The sequence below is a fragment of the Cohnella sp. LGH genome (assembly GCF_017671885.1).
GTDB lineage: Bacteria > Bacillota > Bacilli > Paenibacillales > Paenibacillaceae > Cohnella > Cohnella phaseoli.
The window spans coordinates 657,658-675,613 of record NZ_CP072117.1 but is presented as its reverse complement, the minus strand read 5'-3'; the positions used below and the strand labels follow the sequence as shown (position 1 = coordinate 675,613).

Genomic DNA, 17,956 nt, shown 5'->3' with positions numbered 1-17,956 from the left:
GAGCCGCATGTTCTTACCGGCCCTGCATCCTGTCAGCACCAACTTTAGCCGAATCTCCAAATAGACCGGCGGTCACAGCTTCCTTCGCTGTGACCGCCGGTCTGCATATTGCTTTTTTAGGTGCGCAGCTCCTCAACCTCTTCGGAGGAAATATCGTGCGAGCTGTATCTGGCTTTGCCGTACAGGTCGGCTAAGCCTCTGCGAACGCGGCGAAGCCAGCTCCCATCGTCGACTTGGCGATCCTTGGTTGGGCGGCGACTTTTGTCCGGCGCGGTCGACCGCTGCGTCTGCCAGCTCTCGAGCGACTCCAGCGTTTCGCCGGGCGTATCCGCAGACCGAAAAGCGTAGCCCTGCCGAATGCCCGCCTCCACCGCCTCCTCGTATAATCGCCGCACCTTCTCGGAATTGCTGAGCTTATCCCAATCCGTGCGGGAGCGTTTGCCGCGCAGCAGCGATGCCAGTCCTCCCTGCCTCGCTTTCTTCTCGTTGCGCAGACTGCGCCGCTCTTCGACGTACGGGAGCGGCTCCGCGACGCGCTGCTCTCTCGTAAACCAGTCACTAATCTTCTGGAGCAAGCCGCGCCAGGTCCATGTCCGATCCCTCCACAGCAGTCTGACGAACCAGGCCAGGCCAATTAAGGCAAACCCCGAGAACACCCAGAACAGGTAATCCCAAATCGGGCTTGGCTTTCCGGCCTCCTTCATTCCTTCCAGCGGAAACTGAGGCTGCATCTGCGCGGGCGGCTCCAGCTCCACCCCGATGTCCTCCAGGATCGGAGACATGTTGACTTTTTTCGGAGTCAACCACTTCTCGCCATAGCCGACGGTCACTGCAATCGCAAGCACGCCCAGCGCCGTAAACACGATTGCGTATTTGCGACTGGACAGAAGCACCGTTCGAGTAACGATGCCGTTGTCGAGACCCGCCTTCTCGATCAAGCTGCGGTTAAATGAGACGAACCAGCCGATCATCCATAGCACGCTCAACACAACGGTGACCGTTCGGTAGCCGACCCAGGCTTCATTTATCGCAATCGCCAACAGCGTCAAGAAGCATATGCCGAATGCGAACGCGTACTGCCAGTAATCGAAACGCCGAAACCGCCCTCTCCAGAGAGCGGCGCATAGCAGGATCAGCAGCGGAAGCTGATCCGTGAACCATACTATTCCTACAGCGACTAATGCCAGAGAGATCGTCAGCAGCGCAAGCTTATGCCACAGCGAAGGCAGGCGGGCGACGATAAGTCCGGCAACGATGCAGAACAGCGCGATCGCAGCCGTTCCAAGCTTGTCCGGCAGGCTCATCCTCGCAGTAAGCAGCAGCAGAGCGGGCAGCCACAGCACGGCTTCCAGCAAAATTCTCATCCCGAGCTTCCCGGCTTTCCCGGTCATCGACCGACTCCTCCTTTCACCGCGAACAGCAACTGAACCGTATTTCCCTGATTTCTCAGTCGACGAACCAGTTCCTCCTGCTTGCCGTCGATAAATGCAGTAACGAGCAAGTAATTTTGCCCCCGCGTACGTTCCTCGACCAACTGCTCCAGCAAGAAGCTCAGTCCCAACGCCGTAACCGGGCGGAAGCTCGCCATCGCTTCAAGAAGGCTGTCCATATGCGCGGCACCGCCCCTGACCGGAGCTCTGTAGACGCCAGCCTCTTCTCCGACTCGGATCCCGTTAAAAATAAAACCGGCCTTCCCTCCGCCCGAAATGACATATTGTGCGGCGGAAGCCGCATAGCTAAGCGCGCTCTCGAAATCCTCCGGCTCGATGCGCCGATTGCCGGTCTGGTCGAGCAGCTCCGCATTTAAAATGACGATCAGGTCGTTGTCCCGCATGCTCTCCCGCTTATGGACCAGCAGTTGCCCCGTTTTGGCCGAGGCGCTCCAGTTGACCATACGCATAGAGTCCCCTTCCCGGTATGGCCGAATGCCGGAGACGTCGGGGTGATCCTCCATGATCGGGCTCGCCATGCTTCTGACGCTCTGCAGATATTTCCTCGCGTCCAGCGGAAAATCGCGAAGATCTCTCAGCGCCGGATAGACGATCAGCTCGCATTCCGACTTCCCCTGCGACGACTTGCCCGGAATCCCGACCCAGTCGCCCAGCGTAACGGTATAGCTGTCTACTTTATATTTACCTCGGTGCGTGCATATAATTTCGTGCTTGCGCACAATCTCCGTATAAGAGGGAACGCTGAACAAGCTGGCATGGTTTTGCAGCCGATCTCCCCGGTGAATCGACGTATCCGCCTCGCGCTGCTTAAATTCAAGCTGGCCGGGCAGCATCGTCTCCACGCGCATCCACGGAAGCGGCATGCGCTTGCGGTTCGCGATCGTCTCGCTCATCCACACCGACTGTCCCGCATGTAGCCTAAACGCGCTGAAAGAACGGGAGTACGACAGACCCCGAAACCCGAAAAAATTAAACAGGACCCTCTGCGCCATATAAAGCACGAACATCAGCAGTACGATCCAGATGATCGCCGACATCTCTACCTCGACTCCAGTCCGGCTTCCGTCGGAACGGGAATGCCCGCCAGCAAGCTGTCCAGCAGCGGATGAGCCCGGTTGGTTTCGCCTCTGAACGTATCCTTCAGAATGAGCCGATGAGCGAATACCGGCTTCACCAGGGATTTGACATCATCGGGAAGCACATATTCCCTTCCTCTCAGCAGCGCGCGAGCCTGCGCAGCCTTCAACAGCTGCAAGCTGCCGCGCGGACTGACGCCGAAGGAGATGTCCGAATGATTTCGCGTCGCAGCAACGATGGCCAGCAAATAGTCGTAGACGGCGTCGGAAACGTGAACCTTCGGCACTTGAGCCTGCAACTCCCGGATTTCGTCGCGACCTAGAACCGCATGCAGCTCGTCCAGCGGATTGTCGGACGTAAAACGCTTCAAGATCGCGAGTTCCTCATCGCCCGACGGGTAGCCCATCGAGAGGCAGAGCATAAAGCGGTCCAGTTGGGCTTCCGGCAGTGGGAACGTGCCATGGTTATCGATCGGGTTCTGCGTGGCGACTACGATAAAAGGAGAATCCAGCGGATAAGTCGCGCCGTCTATTGTAACCTGGCGCTCCTCCATACATTCCAGCAGACTCGATTGGGTGCGTGGAGTGGCTCGATTCAATTCGTCCGCCAGCAAAATATTGGCGAAGACGGGGCCGCGGCGAAGCTCGAATTGCGCGGTCTGCTGATTAAATACGTTAATTCCGGTCACATCCGAAGGGAGCAGATCGGCCGTAAATTGTATGCGCTTCATTTCGCAGGCGAGCGAACGGGCCAGCGACTTGGCTAGCAGCGTCTTGCCCGTTCCCGGGACGTCCTCCAGAATGACGTGCCCCGGCGCGAGAAGCGCGATCAGCAAATGCTCAAGAACGGATTCCTTCCCTACGACGACAGAGCTGACATTGGCGATAACAGACGATAATTTATGCTCGACGGTTTGCTTGTTCACGACGCAAAAACACCCTCCTCCGTTTCCTATATTCTAGCATAGCGGAGAAGGGTGTGAAGTCGAGAATTCACAACTATTCGGTTAACTTACGCCATCGCCTGCACTCTGCGGTCTTCGTACGCTTCCTTCGCGGAATCCTCGACATGACGATCGGCCGGATCCTCCGCCAGGCCGTAAGGCAGACACATCGGAGCTCCCGTGCGCGGGTCCGGGATGACATCGGCGTCGATATTGAACACGTCGCGCAGCATCTGCGGAGTCATGACGACTTCCGGGTGGCCTTCATACAGTACGGTGCCGCTCTTCAGCGCCACGAGATGCTGGGCGTATCGGGCCGCATGATTAAGATCGTGCACCACCATAATAATCGTGCGTTTCTGCTCTTTGTTCAGCTTCTCCAGCAGAATCATGACCTCCATCTGGTGGGCCATGTCCAGGAACGTCGTCGGCTCGTCGAGCAGCAGCACCTCCGTGCCTTGCGCCAAAGCCATGGCGATCCAGGCGCGCTGACGCTGACCGCCGGACAGATGGTCGACCGGACGGCTGGAGAACGTCGACATGCCGGTCGCCTGCAGCGCCCAATCGATCATCCGATTGTCTTCCGAGGAAAGTACGCCGAACCCTTTCTGGTGCGGATAACGACCGAACGAAACCAGTTCTCGGACCGTCAAGCCTTCCGGAGAGGTCGGGTTTTGCGGCAGAATGGCCAGATTCTTAGCCACCTCCTTCGTCGGCTGACGATGAATGAGCTTGCCGTCCAGATAGACGCCTCCTTGCGCAGGCGTTAGAATACGCGCCATCGACTTGAGGATCGTCGATTTGCCCGACCCGTTCGCTCCTACGAGCGCCGTAATCAGACCGTCCGGTACATGCAAGTTCAGTTCCTCTACAATACTCCGGCTGCCGTAGGCCAGCGACAAGTGACTCGTGCTTAATCGGGACATCTCTCATCCACCCTTTTATATGTTGAAAACGATTCTCATTAAACATCTATGCTATGAATGATAATCGTTCTCACTTCCATTGTCAATGGAAATCGGCAAATTGAACGCTGAAGGCGCTTGCCGTCGGCAACGTCTTGTCCGGTCGAATTGGCAACATTGGCTTATTAAGCTCGCAAGTAGAAAACGCCTTCTGTGTCCTAGAGGCTGAAGCAGCCTTGCAGAGACACACAAAAGTTGAGGCAGGGAAGTTTGTGCGAAAAATCGTACAACACAGCTCGAATAAGGCTTAAATGGCAAACGTTTGTTCGAAAAAACGTACAAAGCCGCTCTGCTCAGGCTCAAACGACGGACGTTTGTATGAAAAACCGTATAAATCAATCAAGATCAGGGACTCCATATCACTAAGGCGTCTTCGACGAGTATATGGATGGCTTACGATCCTGCTTATGAGACAGCCCCTTCCGTTTGCAGTTGCCCGGTCAACCTCTTTACAGCAGCACGCTTCCCTGCCTGGGGCCGGACGGCGGGAGCAGCCGATCGACTGGCGAGAGGCCCGACGCTTTGATTGCTATACAGCCTCGGCCATACTCCCGCCCACGAACAATCTCCCGGTACCCTGCCGATTGTTATATCAGGCCAATCGTCCCTTCACTGAAAACTTCCCTTTGGAAATGACTCTATCGTCCATAACGATCTTAAGCGTATAGTCTGCCGGTTTAGGAGCGTCGAAGCGGTGAATTACCCCCGGCCAATCCGAAGGAACCTCAAGCTCCCAGCGATCTACGACTTTGCTGTCCGAACCTTGGCGAATTTCAAGAATGACTTCGATATCTCCGGCTTTCCCCGGGAATCCGAAGCCATAATGGATTGACTCGTTTTCCTCGAATACGCTGGTCTGACCTGTGATGGCGCTGCCGGATTCGGAACGCCCGAACTGGATATCCGTCTTGCCGAAATTGGGAAAAAGAACAAATAAATTAATTATGATATACACGGTCAGCAGTCCAATCGCCATAAACACGCTTATAAAGCTCGTTCCTCCCTTTTGAGACAACGCTTTGAGTTTGAGGGAGCGTTCCAGCGGATAGCGATTGATTTTATCGATCTGTTTGTTCGTATGCTTGTAATATAAGGCATTGGCGCCCAGTGCGATACCTACTGAACAAAATAAGCCGTAGCCTACGTTGTTCACCTCGAGATCGAAGGCAATATTAACAATGTCGATGGCTATCCAAACACCTAATAATAGGAGTACGACTCCGTATTGCTTGCGGTACGCCAGCCAGAAGTAGGAAAGGAAAAACGCGGCCCAGTTCCAGCCGATATCCTTCGCGGGCGTGGCGCTCTTGCTCCACTTGCGCAAGTAGTAGCCGGAATTCCGCTGCACGAACGCCGTTACTTGCTCGTCGAAGTCATCGGCCGGATAATCGGGGGGCGCCGCGAATGACGGACGTTCCTCTAATCGATCCGCTATCCGTTCCGTCGAATGATTGGCAGGCCGATCTATCGTTTGATCTGCGGATCCGCCTTTCAACTGCGTCGCTCGCGGCTCCGGCGACCTCTCCTCCGGCGGATTCGCTTGCTGCTCCGACGGATTCCCTTGATGCTCAGGCAGCCTTCTCGCCATCGGCTTCTCCAGACTCACTGTCGGCTTCTCCACAGGCGGATTCGCTTGCGGTTCCGCAGTCCCCACATCAACCTTACCCCCGCACCGGCTGCAAAACCGGGCATGCTCAGGCAAGCTTTGTCCGCACTGAGTACAAAACAATGTCTACACAACCTTTGCTTTTTCGTTTGATTCCTCCCTTTTTCGACAATAGTTGTGGAAAACCCTTCCTTTACCGGCAGCTCCCCCCTTCGTTCATAAACAATGGGCAATCCCCCAAGCAAGGCATACAAGACTATCCATGCAAAATAAGGTATCTATCCCCTCTCGATTGGAGGGAGATAGATACCCGCTACATTCATCCTGCGATAATCACTCGGAACGATTTTGCTTATTTATGGGACAAACAGCCTCTATACAACGAATGCCTTCCGTTGCTTAATCGAACAAGTCGCCGAAGAGATCCATAACGCTTTTTTTCTTTTTCTTGTGCGGGTAATGACCATGTTGCGGATACTGTTGCTTCGGATACTGTTGCTGTTGCTGCGGAGGCGCGTACTGTTGAGGAGGGTAGTTCCCCTTCTGCTGCTCGTAGTCCTCCGACGAATCGCCGTAATACCAGGCATTATAGTCTTGACGCACCTCTCTGACGTCTTGCATCAGCTTCTCCAGCTCTCCGCGGTCCAGCCACACCCCTTTGCATGTTGGGCATACGTCGATGAGAATCCCGTTTTTCTCCACTTCCCTCATTCGGCTGTCGTTGCATACCGGGCAGTTCATAATCTTAACCTCCTCGTATAGTATTTTTTGAAGGCAGTTATAAGCCAATTTCCATCCCCCGAGGGGGATGAAGGCCGCCTTCAGAATTTCCAGCTTGCTCTTTGAAAATTAAATTTGGGACTGGACTTTCCGGCATGCCTCTGGACAATGGATTTTAGGGTCCATTCGGGGAAATTCTTCTGCCTCCTGTAGCATCGTCTACATCTAAAGTCTGTTTCTCCGGTACTCGTCTGAGCTTCTTACCCGCTGGCTGTTCCCTTCGGCAAACCATGCCCAGCAATAGCAGCGCTGGGGCAGCTCATGGCCCGAAGTGTGTCCTCATATGCGAGGGTGATTGATCTGCGAGTGCACCGGAGGCATCCCGGAGCGTCCATTCCCTGAATCCCTAGAGAAAGGAGGATCTCCACTTGAAACTATTTGTCGGTATTGACGTCAGTTCGCAAGAACTGGAAGCGTGTTTCATGAATTCGGATGGCGACAAGGTTGAGACGCTTACCGTGAAGAACGATTTGCATGGCGCTTCTCACCTACGCGACCGCATTGTTGCTGTAGCGGACAAGCTGTCCGCTTCCGAAATCCATATCGGGCTTGAGGCTACCTCGGTCTACAGCTGGCATCCTGCGATGTATATGCATGAGGATGCGGCACTCAAGGAACGCAAGGCCAAAGTGTTCACCATCAACCCGAAGCTCGTCAGCAAGTTCAGAGAAGCGTATCCGGATCTTGACAAGACCGACCGTCTCGATGCTTGGGTCATTGCGGACCGTTTGCGCTTCGGCAGATTGACGACGACCATCGTCATGCAAGAGCAGTACGTTGCCTTGCAGCGGCTTACCCGCATGCGGTTTCATATGGTCCACAGCCTGACGCGCGAGAAGCAGTACTTCCTGCAGAACCTGTTCTACAAGTGCAACGCCTTTACGTCCGAAGTCGAGAGCTCCGTATTCGGACATGCCATCCTGGAGATGCTCTCGGACCAATACAGCCTGGACGACATTGCGACCATGGATGTCGCGAGCTTGGCTGACTATCTCAGAGACAAGGGACGCAATCGCTTCCCTGACGCAGAGAACGTCGCTCGCTGCATTCAGAAAGCCGCCAGAGCTTCTTACCGGCTCTCCAAAGTCGTCGAGGATTCCATCGACCTTGTGCTTGGCACATCCATTCAGACCATCCGAAGCATTCAGGCTCAGCTCAAGGATTTGGACAAGGCCATCTCGCGGATTCTGGAAGGCATGCCGGGCGCCCAGTGCCTGCAATCCGTCCCCGGCATCGGCAAGGTCTACGCCGCCGGCATTCTCGCCGAGCTTGGCGACATCTGGCGCTTTAGCGATCAAGCCGCTGTCGCCAAGTACGCTGGGCTCACATGGCGCAGGCATCAGTCCGGCCCCTTTGAGGCCGAGGATACTAAACGCATTCGTTCCGGCAACCGATTCCTTCGCTATTACCTGGTTGAAGCTGCCAACTCGGTGAAAAACCGCGATGAAGAATTCGGCGAGTATTACCGGAAGAAATACAAGGAAGTACCCAAGCATCAACACAAACGCGCCCTCGTCTTAACGGCAAGAAAACTTGTGCGTCTGGTCGATGTGCTGCTACGCAACGGCCAACTCTATACGCCTCGAAGGAAGGTGACGACTGCGAAGGATTGACGCCTCCTTTGCCAAAGTCCATTACGGATTCCCAGTAAAAATCTGGTTATTCACTTGATTTTCGGCTGGGTTTAGTTTGATGTGCCCATTTTTCATGACTGATCTAACTTACAGCCAAAAAAATTTCCAATTCATTCGAGGTTAGCGCTTGACATCATACCGCTGGACTTTATTTCTCCGCGATCGGAATATGCATTTCGATATAGTGACGGTCGTACTGGTTATACAGATTGATTTCCAGCGAATCGCCGGCAACCCGGAAGCCGCGCCTCGCAATAAAAGCCCGCATAAGCTCATAGTGTTCGTCCAGCTTGGAATAGTCGTCCTTGCCGATGACCACGTATTTTCTCGCGCAATAAAACGGTTCAAGCTTACGAAAAAGATCGCCCTCTCCCGCCAACGGATGCGTGGACAAAATGCCGTTGTTCAGATAATTGTGATAGCGGCCTGCCAGTAAATTGTCCTGCGACACGATGGATATAATGTGGCAGAAGGCGATCCACTCCTTCGGCTCGCGGATGCGGCGCACCTGCTCCTGAACCCGGCTTCCGAGCTTGCGGTCGCCGCTTTCCATTATCGAGTCAGTCAACAATACCCAGGCAGGCTCTGTCTTGACCAGCTCGATTGTATTCGTGTCCTCAAACCTTCGAAGCTTCCCATGCAGTGTTTCAAGCTTGCCGGACAACTGGGTCAAATACGCCAGCCGACGGTCGATTTCGGACCGTTTCTCTCTGAGCAATCCGCGAATTCCGGCCAACTCCCGCTCCTTCAGCAGCTCCTGAATACGTTCGATCGGAACCTCCATCGCTCTGAGCATGCGGATCGTGATCAGCGCGTCGAACTGCTCAAGATCGTAATACCTGTATTTGTTCGTATCCCGGATATGGGGGGCCAGCAGCCCGATTTTGTCATAGTAGCGCAACGTATCGACGGGAATATCCAGGATTTGCGACACTTCCCCGATCGTAAAACTAAGCCTTAACGAATGCTCGCTCATCTATGCCCCTTCTCCTCTTCGCGCCCGATTGCTGAACGCCGAAATTTCCTCTTCCTTTTTCTTATCGAACGGATAGAACGAAATTGGAAGAAGCCCCAGCAAAACAGCCGCCAGAGGGATGATGCCCGCAGCCAGCCGTATGCCGAACAAAGCCGAATCCGTCTGAAAATCCGCTGTCCCGTCGTATCCGTAGGAGCCGATCACATTGATGAAGACCACCGTCTGTATACTTGAGAAAGCAACGGTAAACACCGAGAACAAGCCGTTGAACAGCCCCGTTTTCCGCACGCCGGTCGTTCGTTCATTCTCGTCGATGATCAGCGCGCCCATAGGCGCCGCCGCGGTGCGAATGTAGTTGACCGTAAACACGACCAGCGTATAGGAGATCGCGGCAATCCAGAGATTAGGGGCCAGAAAAATGCCGAGATAACCGAGCAGCGCGGTGAGCGTTCCCCAGTAAACGCTGATTTTCGTGCCGTTTTTCTTGATGAAATAGCCTGCGACGGGAAGGACGAGCAGAACGGCCACATGTGTGCTCACGTCGACGATCGTTGCGGTGGCACCGCTTACATTCATAACATCGTCCATATAGTATAGGAAAGGCGTGAAGTAAAAGCCGATCGGCCCGACGGTAATAATGGAAAACAGAATGTACGAGAGAAAAGGCCGGGATTTGATAATCTGCCAAGATTCCTTCCATATGTCCCTCAGGTCGAGATGCTGGTTTTCCAGGCTTTCGTACATTTTGGCGTCGTCCCTCAGTCCCCTTAGCGCCAAGGTGAAAAAGATCGATTCGGCCAATATGACCAAGGTGAAGATCGGAAGGATGACCTCCCTCTTCCCGTCCCCTACCAGCAGCATCGTCGGAATCATCGTCACCAGAAAAGACATCCCTTGGGAGATATAGTTCTGGATAACGTTCACGTCAACGCGCTCTTCCTTCGTCGGTGCGGCGACCAGCGTGTAGGATTGATAGGCGATGCTGTAGGCTGTTGCCGCCGTGTCGTAGATGAACAGCTCCACCGTATACAGCAGAAAAATCGTCCACTCGTTCCAGGAAGGACTCGACAGCATCATCGCGAACGAAGAAAGAATCATGAACGGGACCGTGACGCGCATGACATAGACGTATTTTCCCCGCCTCGGCTTGTGCCTCATCTTATCGATCCAGACGCCGATGAACGGATCGTTGATCGCATTCCAAATGTTGTAGATGATGTACACCCAGCCGACCATCGTCGGACTGAGGCCGATAATGTCGGTGTAATACTTGATGAAGACGTTGTGGATCAGCACGCCTCCGACCGACAGAATCGGACCGGGGAGCGCGAGCCTCCATTTCTCTTTCAAAGACAGCCCCGTACTCGTAAAACGAAACGCATTTCTCGCATTGCCCGCTACCCTTCTTAGAAATTGCATCTCCATCTTCTCCTCCCCAGTTGGGCCGCAGGATTAGGTTAGGCGTATCTTGCCTCTATCTTAAACTATGGAGTAACTCCAGAGTAAAGCGGTTGTTGGAAAATAAAACGCGTTCCGGTAGACTGGAGAAAATACGGAAGGTGCGGAGGTTGCGATGAGGCGGGAAGAGGAAGTTTTCGGACAACTGTTAAGCTTCGCTGGACGGGATTCGCGGGTACGCATCGTTCTGTTGAACGGCTCCCGCGTTAACCCGAACGTTGAGAAGGACGAGCTGCGGGACTACGACGTCATTTACGGAGTGACGGACATCGATTCGTTCGTGCGGGATCAGAGCTGGATCGCAGCCGAGTTCGGCGAGCTGATGATTATGCAGCACAATCGGTCTGAGGAAGAGGAGAACGAGGACGAGACGTGGGAGATATTTCTGATGCAGTTTATGGATGGGGTTCGCATCGACCTGTCCTTCCGCTTCGCGGACAAGATGTCAGGGCTGGACGACAGCTTGACGAAGGTGCTGCTGGACAAAGACGGAAGAATGGGCGAGGTTCCGCCTCCGAGCGATCGCTCCTATGTCACGACGCAGCCTGATCGACGCGAAATCGAAGAGGCGTTTAACGAGATATGGTGGTGCTCGACGAACGTGGCGAAAGGATTGAGAAGAGGCGAGCTTCCGTACGCCAAGTTTATGCTCGATGTTGTCGTGCGAGACGCGTTGGTGAAGGTGCTGAGCTGGCACGTCGGCATGAACAACCGCTGGTCGGTGAACGTCGGCAAGGCGGGACGGTGGCTTGAGCGTTTGATGCCGGAGGAGCTGTGGGCGTCCTACGCCCGTACTTACGCAGATGGCGACTCGGAGCGCATCTGGGACGCGCTGTTCGAGACCGGGCGGCTGACTCGGGCCGTTGGCCTGGCTCTGGCGGACAAGCTCGGCTGCTCGTATCCGTTGGAGGAAGACCGAAAGGTGACGGAATATATGCGACGGATGCGGGAGATGGGTCGGATAGCCGGGAGGCCGTTGTTGGAGTCGTCTACCCCGATTGACGGCCCGCTCCCTTGATCCGCTCCGGCTAACGCTGGCGAGGTTCCGATAGTCGAACGCCCCTCACTTCATGCCGCTCAGGGCAATTCCCCGAATGATCTGCTTCTGGAACACGAGAAACAAAGCGATTAGCGGAAGGATCGAGACGGTCGCTCCGGTCATGATCAGAATCCAACTGCTGGAATCCTTCAGCTCGCTGGAAAAGTACAGAATACCTACCGGAAGCGTAAACCGCTCCTCCGACTGAAGCACGATAAGGGGCCAGGTAAACTGGTTCCAATTGCTGATGAACGTCAGAATCGTCAAGGCGGCAATGGCCGGCTTGACCAGCGGGACCGCGATTCGGGCCATGATTCTCCATTCGTTCAGGCCGTCGATGCGGGCCGCGTCCAGCAGCTCGGACGGCAAGCCCTCCATGAACTGCCGCATCAGGAAGATGCCGAAGGCAGTAATGATGCCGGGAAACAACACTCCCCAGTACGTATCCGACCACCCCAGCTCCGTCGCGATCAGATACCAAGGGATGATGAGCATCTCGGTGGGCACCATTAGCGTGCTAATAATCAGCAGAAAAATAACGCTTTTTCCGACAAAGGAAAATTTCGCGAGCACGTAGCCGACCATCGTGTCGAAGACGAGGACTGTCGTCACCGTAATGAGCGCAAGCAGAACCGTGTTGCCGATCCAGGAGAAAAACGGGGCTTTCTCGAAAATTTCGGCGTAATTGCCGAGCGTCGCCGTCGCCGGAATAAGCCGCAGGCTGTACAGGTCCTGGGGCAGCTTAAACGATGTGGCGACCATCCAAAGAAAAGGAAAAATGACGACAAGCGTGCCCAGCGTCAACAAAACGTAGCTGGCGAGCGAGCCCAGTCGGCTTCCCGAAGGACTGCCTCGAGCGGAAATTCGGTGAATGTGCTGCGTGCTCAATTCATCGGCCTCCTTCTTCTTCGAATCGCGATTAGTATTCGACCTTGCGTCCGACAAGCTTGAATTGAAGCAGCGTCAACGCCAGAATCATGACGAACAAAATGACGGTCGCAGCGGCGGCGCTGCCCATCTGAAAGCGCTGGAACGCAAGCGCGTAGACGTGGAGCACGATCGTTCTCGTCGAGTTGAGCGGCTCGCCGTTGGTCATGCTCAGCACTTGCCCGAACGTCTGCAAATACGAGATCGCGCCGATAACGACGGAGAAGACGATGACCGGGTTGAGCAGCGGCAGCGTCACGTGGCGGAACCGGCGCCAGGAACCGGCGCCGTCTATCGCCGCGGCATCGTAATACATGCGGGGCACGCCTTCCAGGCCGGTAAGGAACACGAGCATTTGAAAGCCGATGCTCTGCCAGATAATCGTCAGGATGACAAGATAGATCGCCTGTCGGTGAGACTGCAGGAACAGCTGCGGCTCCAGCCCCAAACTCAACAGCGTCTGATTCAGCCAGCCGTTGCGCATCAGAATCCAGCGGAACACCCAGCTGACGGCGACCGCGCTCGTTACGTAAGGAATAAAATAGATTGTGCGGAACAAGCCCCGAAAACGCCGAATCCGATGGATGAGCAGCGCCACCGCGAGGCCGACGGCAAGCTGCCCGGGAACGCCGACTCCCACGTAAATCAGCGTATTCACGATCGACTTGCGAAACACCTCATCGCCGAACAACGCCGCGAAATTGTCGAAGCCCACGTACGGCTTCTCCGGCGAAAGCAGGTCCCACTCCCGAACGCTCACGTTAAAGGCGTAGAGAATCGGCAGCAGCCTGGTCCCCAGAAAATAAAGCAGAGGAAACGCCAGCACCAGATAGATGAAGACGTAACGCTGCGCCCGGTATGGCAAACGGAAACCCAGCAGAGCTCGGCTCTTGCGGGCGGTCAGTCGAATAGCCTGCGCGATCATCGCAGATGATCCCTCCGTTGGGCGGAAGCCGGCTCCGGCAGCCTGCCCGGGCCGGCGCTCCCGCGTTATTTTTTATCCTGCTTAGCCCAATAGTCGTCGTAGATTTTTTGAGTTTTGGCGACAAGATCCTTGAATGCCTGTTCCACGGGCACATTGTTGAGCAGCACCTCGTTCGTCGCGTTCACGATCAGCGTGCGCTCCTGGTTCTCGTCGATGAAGAAGTGCGCCTTGCTGTTGTCGAGCTGCCGAATGAACGGCCCGAGCTTCTCGTCGTTTACGTATTTGTCCTGGGAACCGACGGCTTTCTGAGCCGGAAGCTCCCCGACCCGTTCCACCCATTTCTCCTGTACTTCCTTGCTCGTCAGGAATTTCAGAAATTCCTTGGCCGCCTCCAGCTTGGCGTCCTGGACGTTCTTCGGAATGGCGTTCGCCCAGAAGGAAGCCGGAGCGGACTTCTCTTTGTAGGACGGGAGCGGCGCGATGCCGTAGACGAGATCGGGAGCGTCGTTCTTAAGCGCGCCGAGCCGGAACGATCCGTCAATGTTGATCGCGGCATGCCCCGTCTTGAAGGCGTTGATATCGTCATTATAAAATCCGTTAATGCCCGTCTTGTGCGTAATCGCAAAATCGAGCAAGTATTGGAACGCTTCGAGACCGGCGGGGGTTTCGTCCCATAGCACCTTCCTCCGGTCGTCGCTCAGATCCTGCGCGCCCGCCTGCGGCAGCAAGCCGTCGCGGAACCAGTGATGGAGCTGAGCTCCCGGCTCCCAAGCGAAGCCTTCGACGACGAATTGCCCTTTGTCGTCCTTCTCCGTCAGCTTCTTGGCCGCGTCGACAAGCTCCTCCCATGTCGTCGGCGGCTCCGCGATCTGCGCTTTGGCGAACAAGTCCTTGTTATAGAACAGCGCCAGCGTGCGTACGGCCGTCGGAATGGCATAATAGGCTCCGTCCAGCTTGGCGGCGCTGACGAGCGGATAGTAGTCGCTCTCGATCTGCGCCGGCGGGAAAGCATCTTCCGGAAGGGGCTGCAGATAACCGGAAGCTACGTACTGCGGCAGCCAGCCGTAGTACAGGTTGATGACGTCCGGTCCTTTGCCGGCCGGAACGAGCGTCGCGACCTTCTGGCTGTATTGGTCGTACGGAAAGTTCGTCTGCTTGACGGTAATGTTGGGATGAAGCGTCTGAAACTCCTGGATGAGCTCGTCGATCAACTCGACTTTGGCCGGAAACTCGTACTGCCAGTATTCGATCGTCACCTTCTCCGAGCTTGAGGAAGAGGGTGCCTCCCCCGCCGATGCCTGCGGCGATGCCGCCGCGTTCGAAGATGCCGGCGAGGCGTCTCCCCCTTTGCCATTGCCTCCTCCGCAAGCCGTCAATACGACCAGAAGGGCGGCGAGGGCCGACGCTAGCTTTATACCGTAACGCAAGGGTTGGTTCATTTTCTTGTCCTCTCCTCTTGATCCGAAATGGTCGATGCACTCGGCAGGTTCAGCAGCTTTCTTGCATTGTTGCCGAAGATCGCCTCTATTTCTTCCTCTGCAAAGCGCAGCTCGCGAACGACGCGAACCTGATCCTGCAAATAACGATAGTGATATCCTCTGGGAAACCCCATCGAATCGGTTCCGAAAACAATCCGTTCCGCGCCGATCAGCTCGCGGGTTTTGCGGAACAGAATTTCGAGATTCAACTCGTACGGCATCCACCTTGTCCACTGATTAGAGCCCGACGTGTCTACATACACGTTCGGACAGCTCCAGCACAGATGGAGCAGCTCGCGGAAGTAGCCGCACCCGAAATGCGGGATAACGAACGGAATGTCGGTATACTCCCGCGCGACGTTAAAGATGGCGAGCGGGTTAATATTCCGGTGCTCGACAATGCCGCCGGCGTGCCCCAGCATTCCGAAATGGATCAGCACCGGCAGCCTCCGTTCCGCCAGGAACGCCCAGATCGGGCGAAGCGACGGATCGTCGTACGAGATTGGCGTCAGCGGTCCGAACTGCTTGTAGCCCTTCAGTCCGAGCTCGTCGACTGCCCTTTGCAGCTCGGTTAGCGCATCCGGCCCTTCGATCGGATGCGATGCGAAGCCCGTAAACCGATCGGGAGCTCTTGAGATTTGCTCGGCCAACTCGTCGTTCGTGGGACCGGTTAGAAAATTCATGCCCCCGATGCCGTATTTGTCCAGCTCGTCTTTCCAGCGATCGGCCAGCGGTCTCGCTTGCTCCGCCGGATTCTCCTTGGCCGAGCCGAAATCCCAAGTCAGCCTCATCCGCTCGGCCCGCTCCCTGCCGTACTCTGCAATCTGCTCGTGCGCTTCATACAGCCTCGGAAAAGGATAGGGCATGTGACCGTGAATATCGAACACTTTGAATCCCTCTCTGAACATCGGCCATTCCTCCTTCCTATCCGCGCGGCCGCAACCAGGCGACCAGTATTTCGTCCAACTCGGCGGCTCTGCTCTTCTGAAGCTCCCGCTCCCGATCAAGCCGCGTCCTCTCTCCGTCCAGCCTCTCCCACTGCCCGCGCAGCGCCCGCTCAACCTCCTTCGGGCTCGGCCCTCCCCGCAGTTGGCGCACGGCGACGAAATGCCCGGGATCGAGCGCTTCCGCCAGTTCGTCCGCGGTTAGGCGAAGCGGTCGGCCCAGAACGGCCTCCGCTGCGGCGTTCAATCGTTCCGGCGTCAGCTCGCGAACGGCCAACCCTTCGGCGTCCGCATCTCGTATCAGCCTCGACACGATGCTATGGCTGACCCGGAACGCAAGCCCCTCCCTGCGCACCAGCGTATCCGCCAGTTCTGTCGTCGCAGCGAAGCTTGCTTCGGCCCGAGAGCGCAGTGCGTCCGCGTTCACCTCCAAGGTGGCGATGATGCCAGCGAGTAGGCGATAGACCGTCTCAAGCGTACGCAGACATCTCCAGGCATAAGGCTGAAGATCGTCTTCCGTGTCGACGATATCTCCGAACGGCGTATTGTGGATCATCGTCAATACCGTAGCGGCATCCCCCGCGCAGCTCGACAGCAAGGAGCGCGCGTGCTCGATCGATACGGGATTGCGTTTCTGCGGCATGATCGAGCTGATCTGCACGAACGGATCGGCTACCCGGATCGCTGCGAATTCCTGCGTGCACCAGAGCAGCAGCTCCTGCGCGAATCGTCCCAGATTAACCGCAGCCAGCGACGTCGCGGTCGTCGCCTCGCCGACGTAGTCGGCCCCGCTGACCGCGTCGTACGTATTTTCAATGACCTCGCCGAAGCCGAGCAGCTCCGCCGTACGCAATCGATCAATCGCGAAGCCCGAGCCGGTTAGAGCAGCGGCGCCCATGCTGCTGCGGTTGCAATTGGCATAGGCTGCCTTCAACCGGCAGAAGTCGCGGGCGAGCGAATCGGATACGGCCAAGGCGTAATGCGCCATCGTTGTCGGCTGAGCCTGCTGCGTGTGCGTGTATCCAAGCATCAGCGTGTCGACGTGCTTTTCGGCAAACTCGATCAACCGGCTTCTCAGCTCGAGGCCGGCATCCAGCGCTCGCAGCAGCTTCTCCCGAAGCGCGATCCGGTAGACGGCGATGCCCATATCGTTCCGGCTTCTGGCCAGATGCAAACTGCCCGCGGCCTCTCCCGCCGCCTTCGTCAGCTCATGCTCGACCTCGAAGAACAAATCTTCAAATCGTCCCGTATACCGGCTCGTTGCGAGCTTTGCCAGATCGAGGCCGAGCAGCGCCTTCGCGATTGCTTGAGCCTCCTCCTCCCCGATCAGCCCTTGCTCCGCCAGCATAATCAGATGCGCCTTGTTAACGGCGTTCATCGGGGCCAGCAACTGCTCCTGAGCCTGCCGATAGATCGGCTCCAGAATCGCCTTCGCGTAGAACCCGCCGGCGTTCTCCTCCCCTTCTTTCTTTTCCGGCTCTCCCACTCGCTTGCCATCACCTGCTCTCTCTGCCAATCGGATTTACATAAACAAAAAAAGACCAAACCTCTAGCTTGTTTGGTCTCCAGTGGTCTGGTCGATACATATATATTCCGATTGGATTAGTCGTGTTTATAATGTTTTATTCTAGACCTTGACGTTTGTGATGTCAATATGGAATTTGGAAAATAAGGCTCGTTCCGGTAGACTGGAGAAAATACGAGAGTTGCTAGTTTCCCTACCGTCCAAAGTCGTCATGAACACCGAAAGGAA

Annotated in this window: 15 protein-coding genes and 1 pseudogene; 2 read left to right on the top strand and 14 right to left on the bottom strand. The window is 55.8% G+C overall.

All coding sequences use genetic code 11. From position 1 onward, the window contains the following. Positions 1–116: 116 nt before the first annotated feature. The 7 genes and pseudogenes from J4772_RS02700 to J4772_RS02675 all read right to left on the bottom strand — a co-directional run bounded on the left by J4772_RS02700 (position 117) and on the right by J4772_RS02675 (position 6,783). Positions 117–1,391, bottom strand: coding sequence for a DUF4129 domain-containing protein (locus tag J4772_RS02700; protein ID WP_209074060.1), 1,275 nt, complete (start codon positions 1,389–1,391; stop codon positions 117–119). Beyond that, on the bottom strand, positions 1,388–2,488 hold the full coding sequence (locus tag J4772_RS02695; protein ID WP_116063977.1) for a DUF58 domain-containing protein: 1,101 nt from the start codon (positions 2,486–2,488) through the stop codon (positions 1,388–1,390). The genes J4772_RS02700 and J4772_RS02695 overlap by 4 nt, the downstream gene beginning before the upstream one ends. A gap of 2 nt (positions 2,489–2,490) precedes the next feature. Then, positions 2,491–3,453: an AAA family ATPase gene (locus J4772_RS02690; RefSeq protein WP_209074059.1), complete on the bottom strand. Its 963-nt coding sequence runs from the start codon at positions 3,451–3,453 to the stop codon at positions 2,491–2,493. Positions 3,454–3,539: 86 nt separating this feature from the next. Beyond that, positions 3,540–4,397: an ABC transporter ATP-binding protein gene (locus J4772_RS02685; protein ID WP_116063979.1), complete on the bottom strand. Its 858-nt coding sequence runs from the start codon at positions 4,395–4,397 to the stop codon at positions 3,540–3,542. Positions 4,398–5,028: 631 nt separating this feature from the next. Next, a complete protein-coding gene (locus tag J4772_RS02680; RefSeq protein ID WP_247740996.1) occupies positions 5,029–6,090 on the bottom strand; it encodes a DUF2628 domain-containing protein in 1,062 nt (353 codons plus the stop codon). Between the two features lie 12 nt (positions 6,091–6,102). Continuing rightward, a pseudogene (locus J4772_RS37470) lies at positions 6,103–6,165 on the bottom strand (zinc-ribbon domain-containing protein); the annotation flags it as partial. Positions 6,166–6,441: 276 nt separating this feature from the next. After that, a complete protein-coding gene (locus J4772_RS02675; RefSeq protein WP_209074057.1) occupies positions 6,442–6,783 on the bottom strand; it encodes a TFIIB-type zinc ribbon-containing protein in 342 nt (113 codons plus the stop codon). Between the two features lie 407 nt (positions 6,784–7,190). Between J4772_RS02675 and J4772_RS02670 the strand changes: the two genes are divergently transcribed. Then, positions 7,191–8,435: an IS110 family RNA-guided transposase gene (locus tag J4772_RS02670; protein ID WP_209073651.1), complete on the top strand. Its 1,245-nt coding sequence runs from the start codon at positions 7,191–7,193 to the stop codon at positions 8,433–8,435. Positions 8,436–8,604: 169 nt separating this feature from the next. On the opposite strand, the gene J4772_RS02665 is transcribed toward J4772_RS02670, so the two are convergent. Together J4772_RS02665 and J4772_RS02660 are read right to left on the bottom strand one after the other, a co-directional pair. Next, positions 8,605–9,432, bottom strand: a complete 828-nt coding sequence (locus J4772_RS02665) for a MerR family DNA-binding transcriptional regulator (protein WP_209074056.1) — start codon at positions 9,430–9,432, stop codon at positions 8,605–8,607. Further along, positions 9,433–10,851, bottom strand: a complete 1,419-nt coding sequence (locus tag J4772_RS02660; protein ID WP_247740995.1) for an MFS transporter — start codon at positions 10,849–10,851, stop codon at positions 9,433–9,435. Positions 10,852–11,005: 154 nt separating this feature from the next. Here J4772_RS02660 and J4772_RS02655 point away from each other — a divergent pair, with 154 nt between their 5' ends. After that, positions 11,006–11,908 carry an aminoglycoside 6-adenylyltransferase gene (locus J4772_RS02655; protein ID WP_209074054.1) on the top strand — a complete coding sequence of 301 codons (903 nt, stop codon included), beginning with the start codon at positions 11,006–11,008 and terminating at the stop codon, positions 11,906–11,908. Between the two features lie 45 nt (positions 11,909–11,953). On the opposite strand, the gene J4772_RS02650 is transcribed toward J4772_RS02655, so the two are convergent. From J4772_RS02650 to argH, 5 genes are all read right to left on the bottom strand, one after another. Further along, on the bottom strand, positions 11,954–12,817 hold the full coding sequence (locus tag J4772_RS02650; protein ID WP_247740994.1) for a carbohydrate ABC transporter permease: 864 nt from the start codon (positions 12,815–12,817) through the stop codon (positions 11,954–11,956). A gap of 31 nt (positions 12,818–12,848) precedes the next feature. Continuing rightward, complete coding sequence (locus tag J4772_RS02645; protein ID WP_209074053.1) at positions 12,849–13,781, bottom strand: carbohydrate ABC transporter permease; 933 nt, start codon at positions 13,779–13,781, stop codon at positions 12,849–12,851. A 65-nt stretch (positions 13,782–13,846) separates the two neighbouring features. Beyond that, positions 13,847–15,220 carry a sugar ABC transporter substrate-binding protein gene (locus tag J4772_RS02640; protein WP_209074052.1) on the bottom strand — a complete coding sequence of 458 codons (1,374 nt, stop codon included), beginning with the start codon at positions 15,218–15,220 and terminating at the stop codon, positions 13,847–13,849. After that, positions 15,217–16,167, bottom strand: a complete 951-nt coding sequence (locus J4772_RS02635) for an amidohydrolase family protein (RefSeq protein ID WP_209074051.1) — start codon at positions 16,165–16,167, stop codon at positions 15,217–15,219. The genes J4772_RS02640 and J4772_RS02635 overlap by 4 nt, the downstream gene beginning before the upstream one ends. A gap of 16 nt (positions 16,168–16,183) precedes the next feature. Beyond that, complete coding sequence (argH, locus tag J4772_RS02630) at positions 16,184–17,689, bottom strand: argininosuccinate lyase (protein ID WP_247740993.1); 1,506 nt, start codon at positions 17,687–17,689, stop codon at positions 16,184–16,186. Positions 17,690–17,956: the final 267 nt, after the last annotated feature.

Bases quoted from the DNA above. Each gene is read 5' to 3' on its own strand.
- J4772_RS02675 (WP_209074057.1), bottom strand. From the start codon at position 6,783: ATGAACTGCCCGGTATGCAACGACAGCCGAATGAGGGAAGTGGAGAAA.
- J4772_RS02660 (WP_247740995.1), bottom strand. From the start codon at position 10,851: ATGCAATTTCTAAGAAGGGTAGCGGGCAATGCGAGAAATGCGTTTCGT.
- J4772_RS02635 (WP_209074051.1), bottom strand. From the start codon at position 16,167: ATGTTCAGAGAGGGATTCAAAGTGTTCGATATTCACGGTCACATGCCC.
- J4772_RS02655 (WP_209074054.1), top strand. From the start codon at position 11,006: ATGAGGCGGGAAGAGGAAGTTTTCGGACAACTGTTAAGCTTCGCTGGA.
- J4772_RS02645 (WP_209074053.1), bottom strand. From the start codon at position 13,781: ATGATCGCGCAGGCTATTCGACTGACCGCCCGCAAGAGCCGAGCTCTG.
- J4772_RS02700 (WP_209074060.1), bottom strand. From the start codon at position 1,391: ATGACCGGGAAAGCCGGGAAGCTCGGGATGAGAATTTTGCTGGAAGCC.
- J4772_RS02695 (WP_116063977.1), bottom strand. From the start codon at position 2,488: ATGTCGGCGATCATCTGGATCGTACTGCTGATGTTCGTGCTTTATATG.
- J4772_RS02665 (WP_209074056.1), bottom strand. From the start codon at position 9,432: ATGAGCGAGCATTCGTTAAGGCTTAGTTTTACGATCGGGGAAGTGTCG.
- J4772_RS02685 (WP_116063979.1), bottom strand. From the start codon at position 4,397: ATGTCCCGATTAAGCACGAGTCACTTGTCGCTGGCCTACGGCAGCCGG.
- J4772_RS02640 (WP_209074052.1), bottom strand. From the start codon at position 15,220: ATGAACCAACCCTTGCGTTACGGTATAAAGCTAGCGTCGGCCCTCGCC.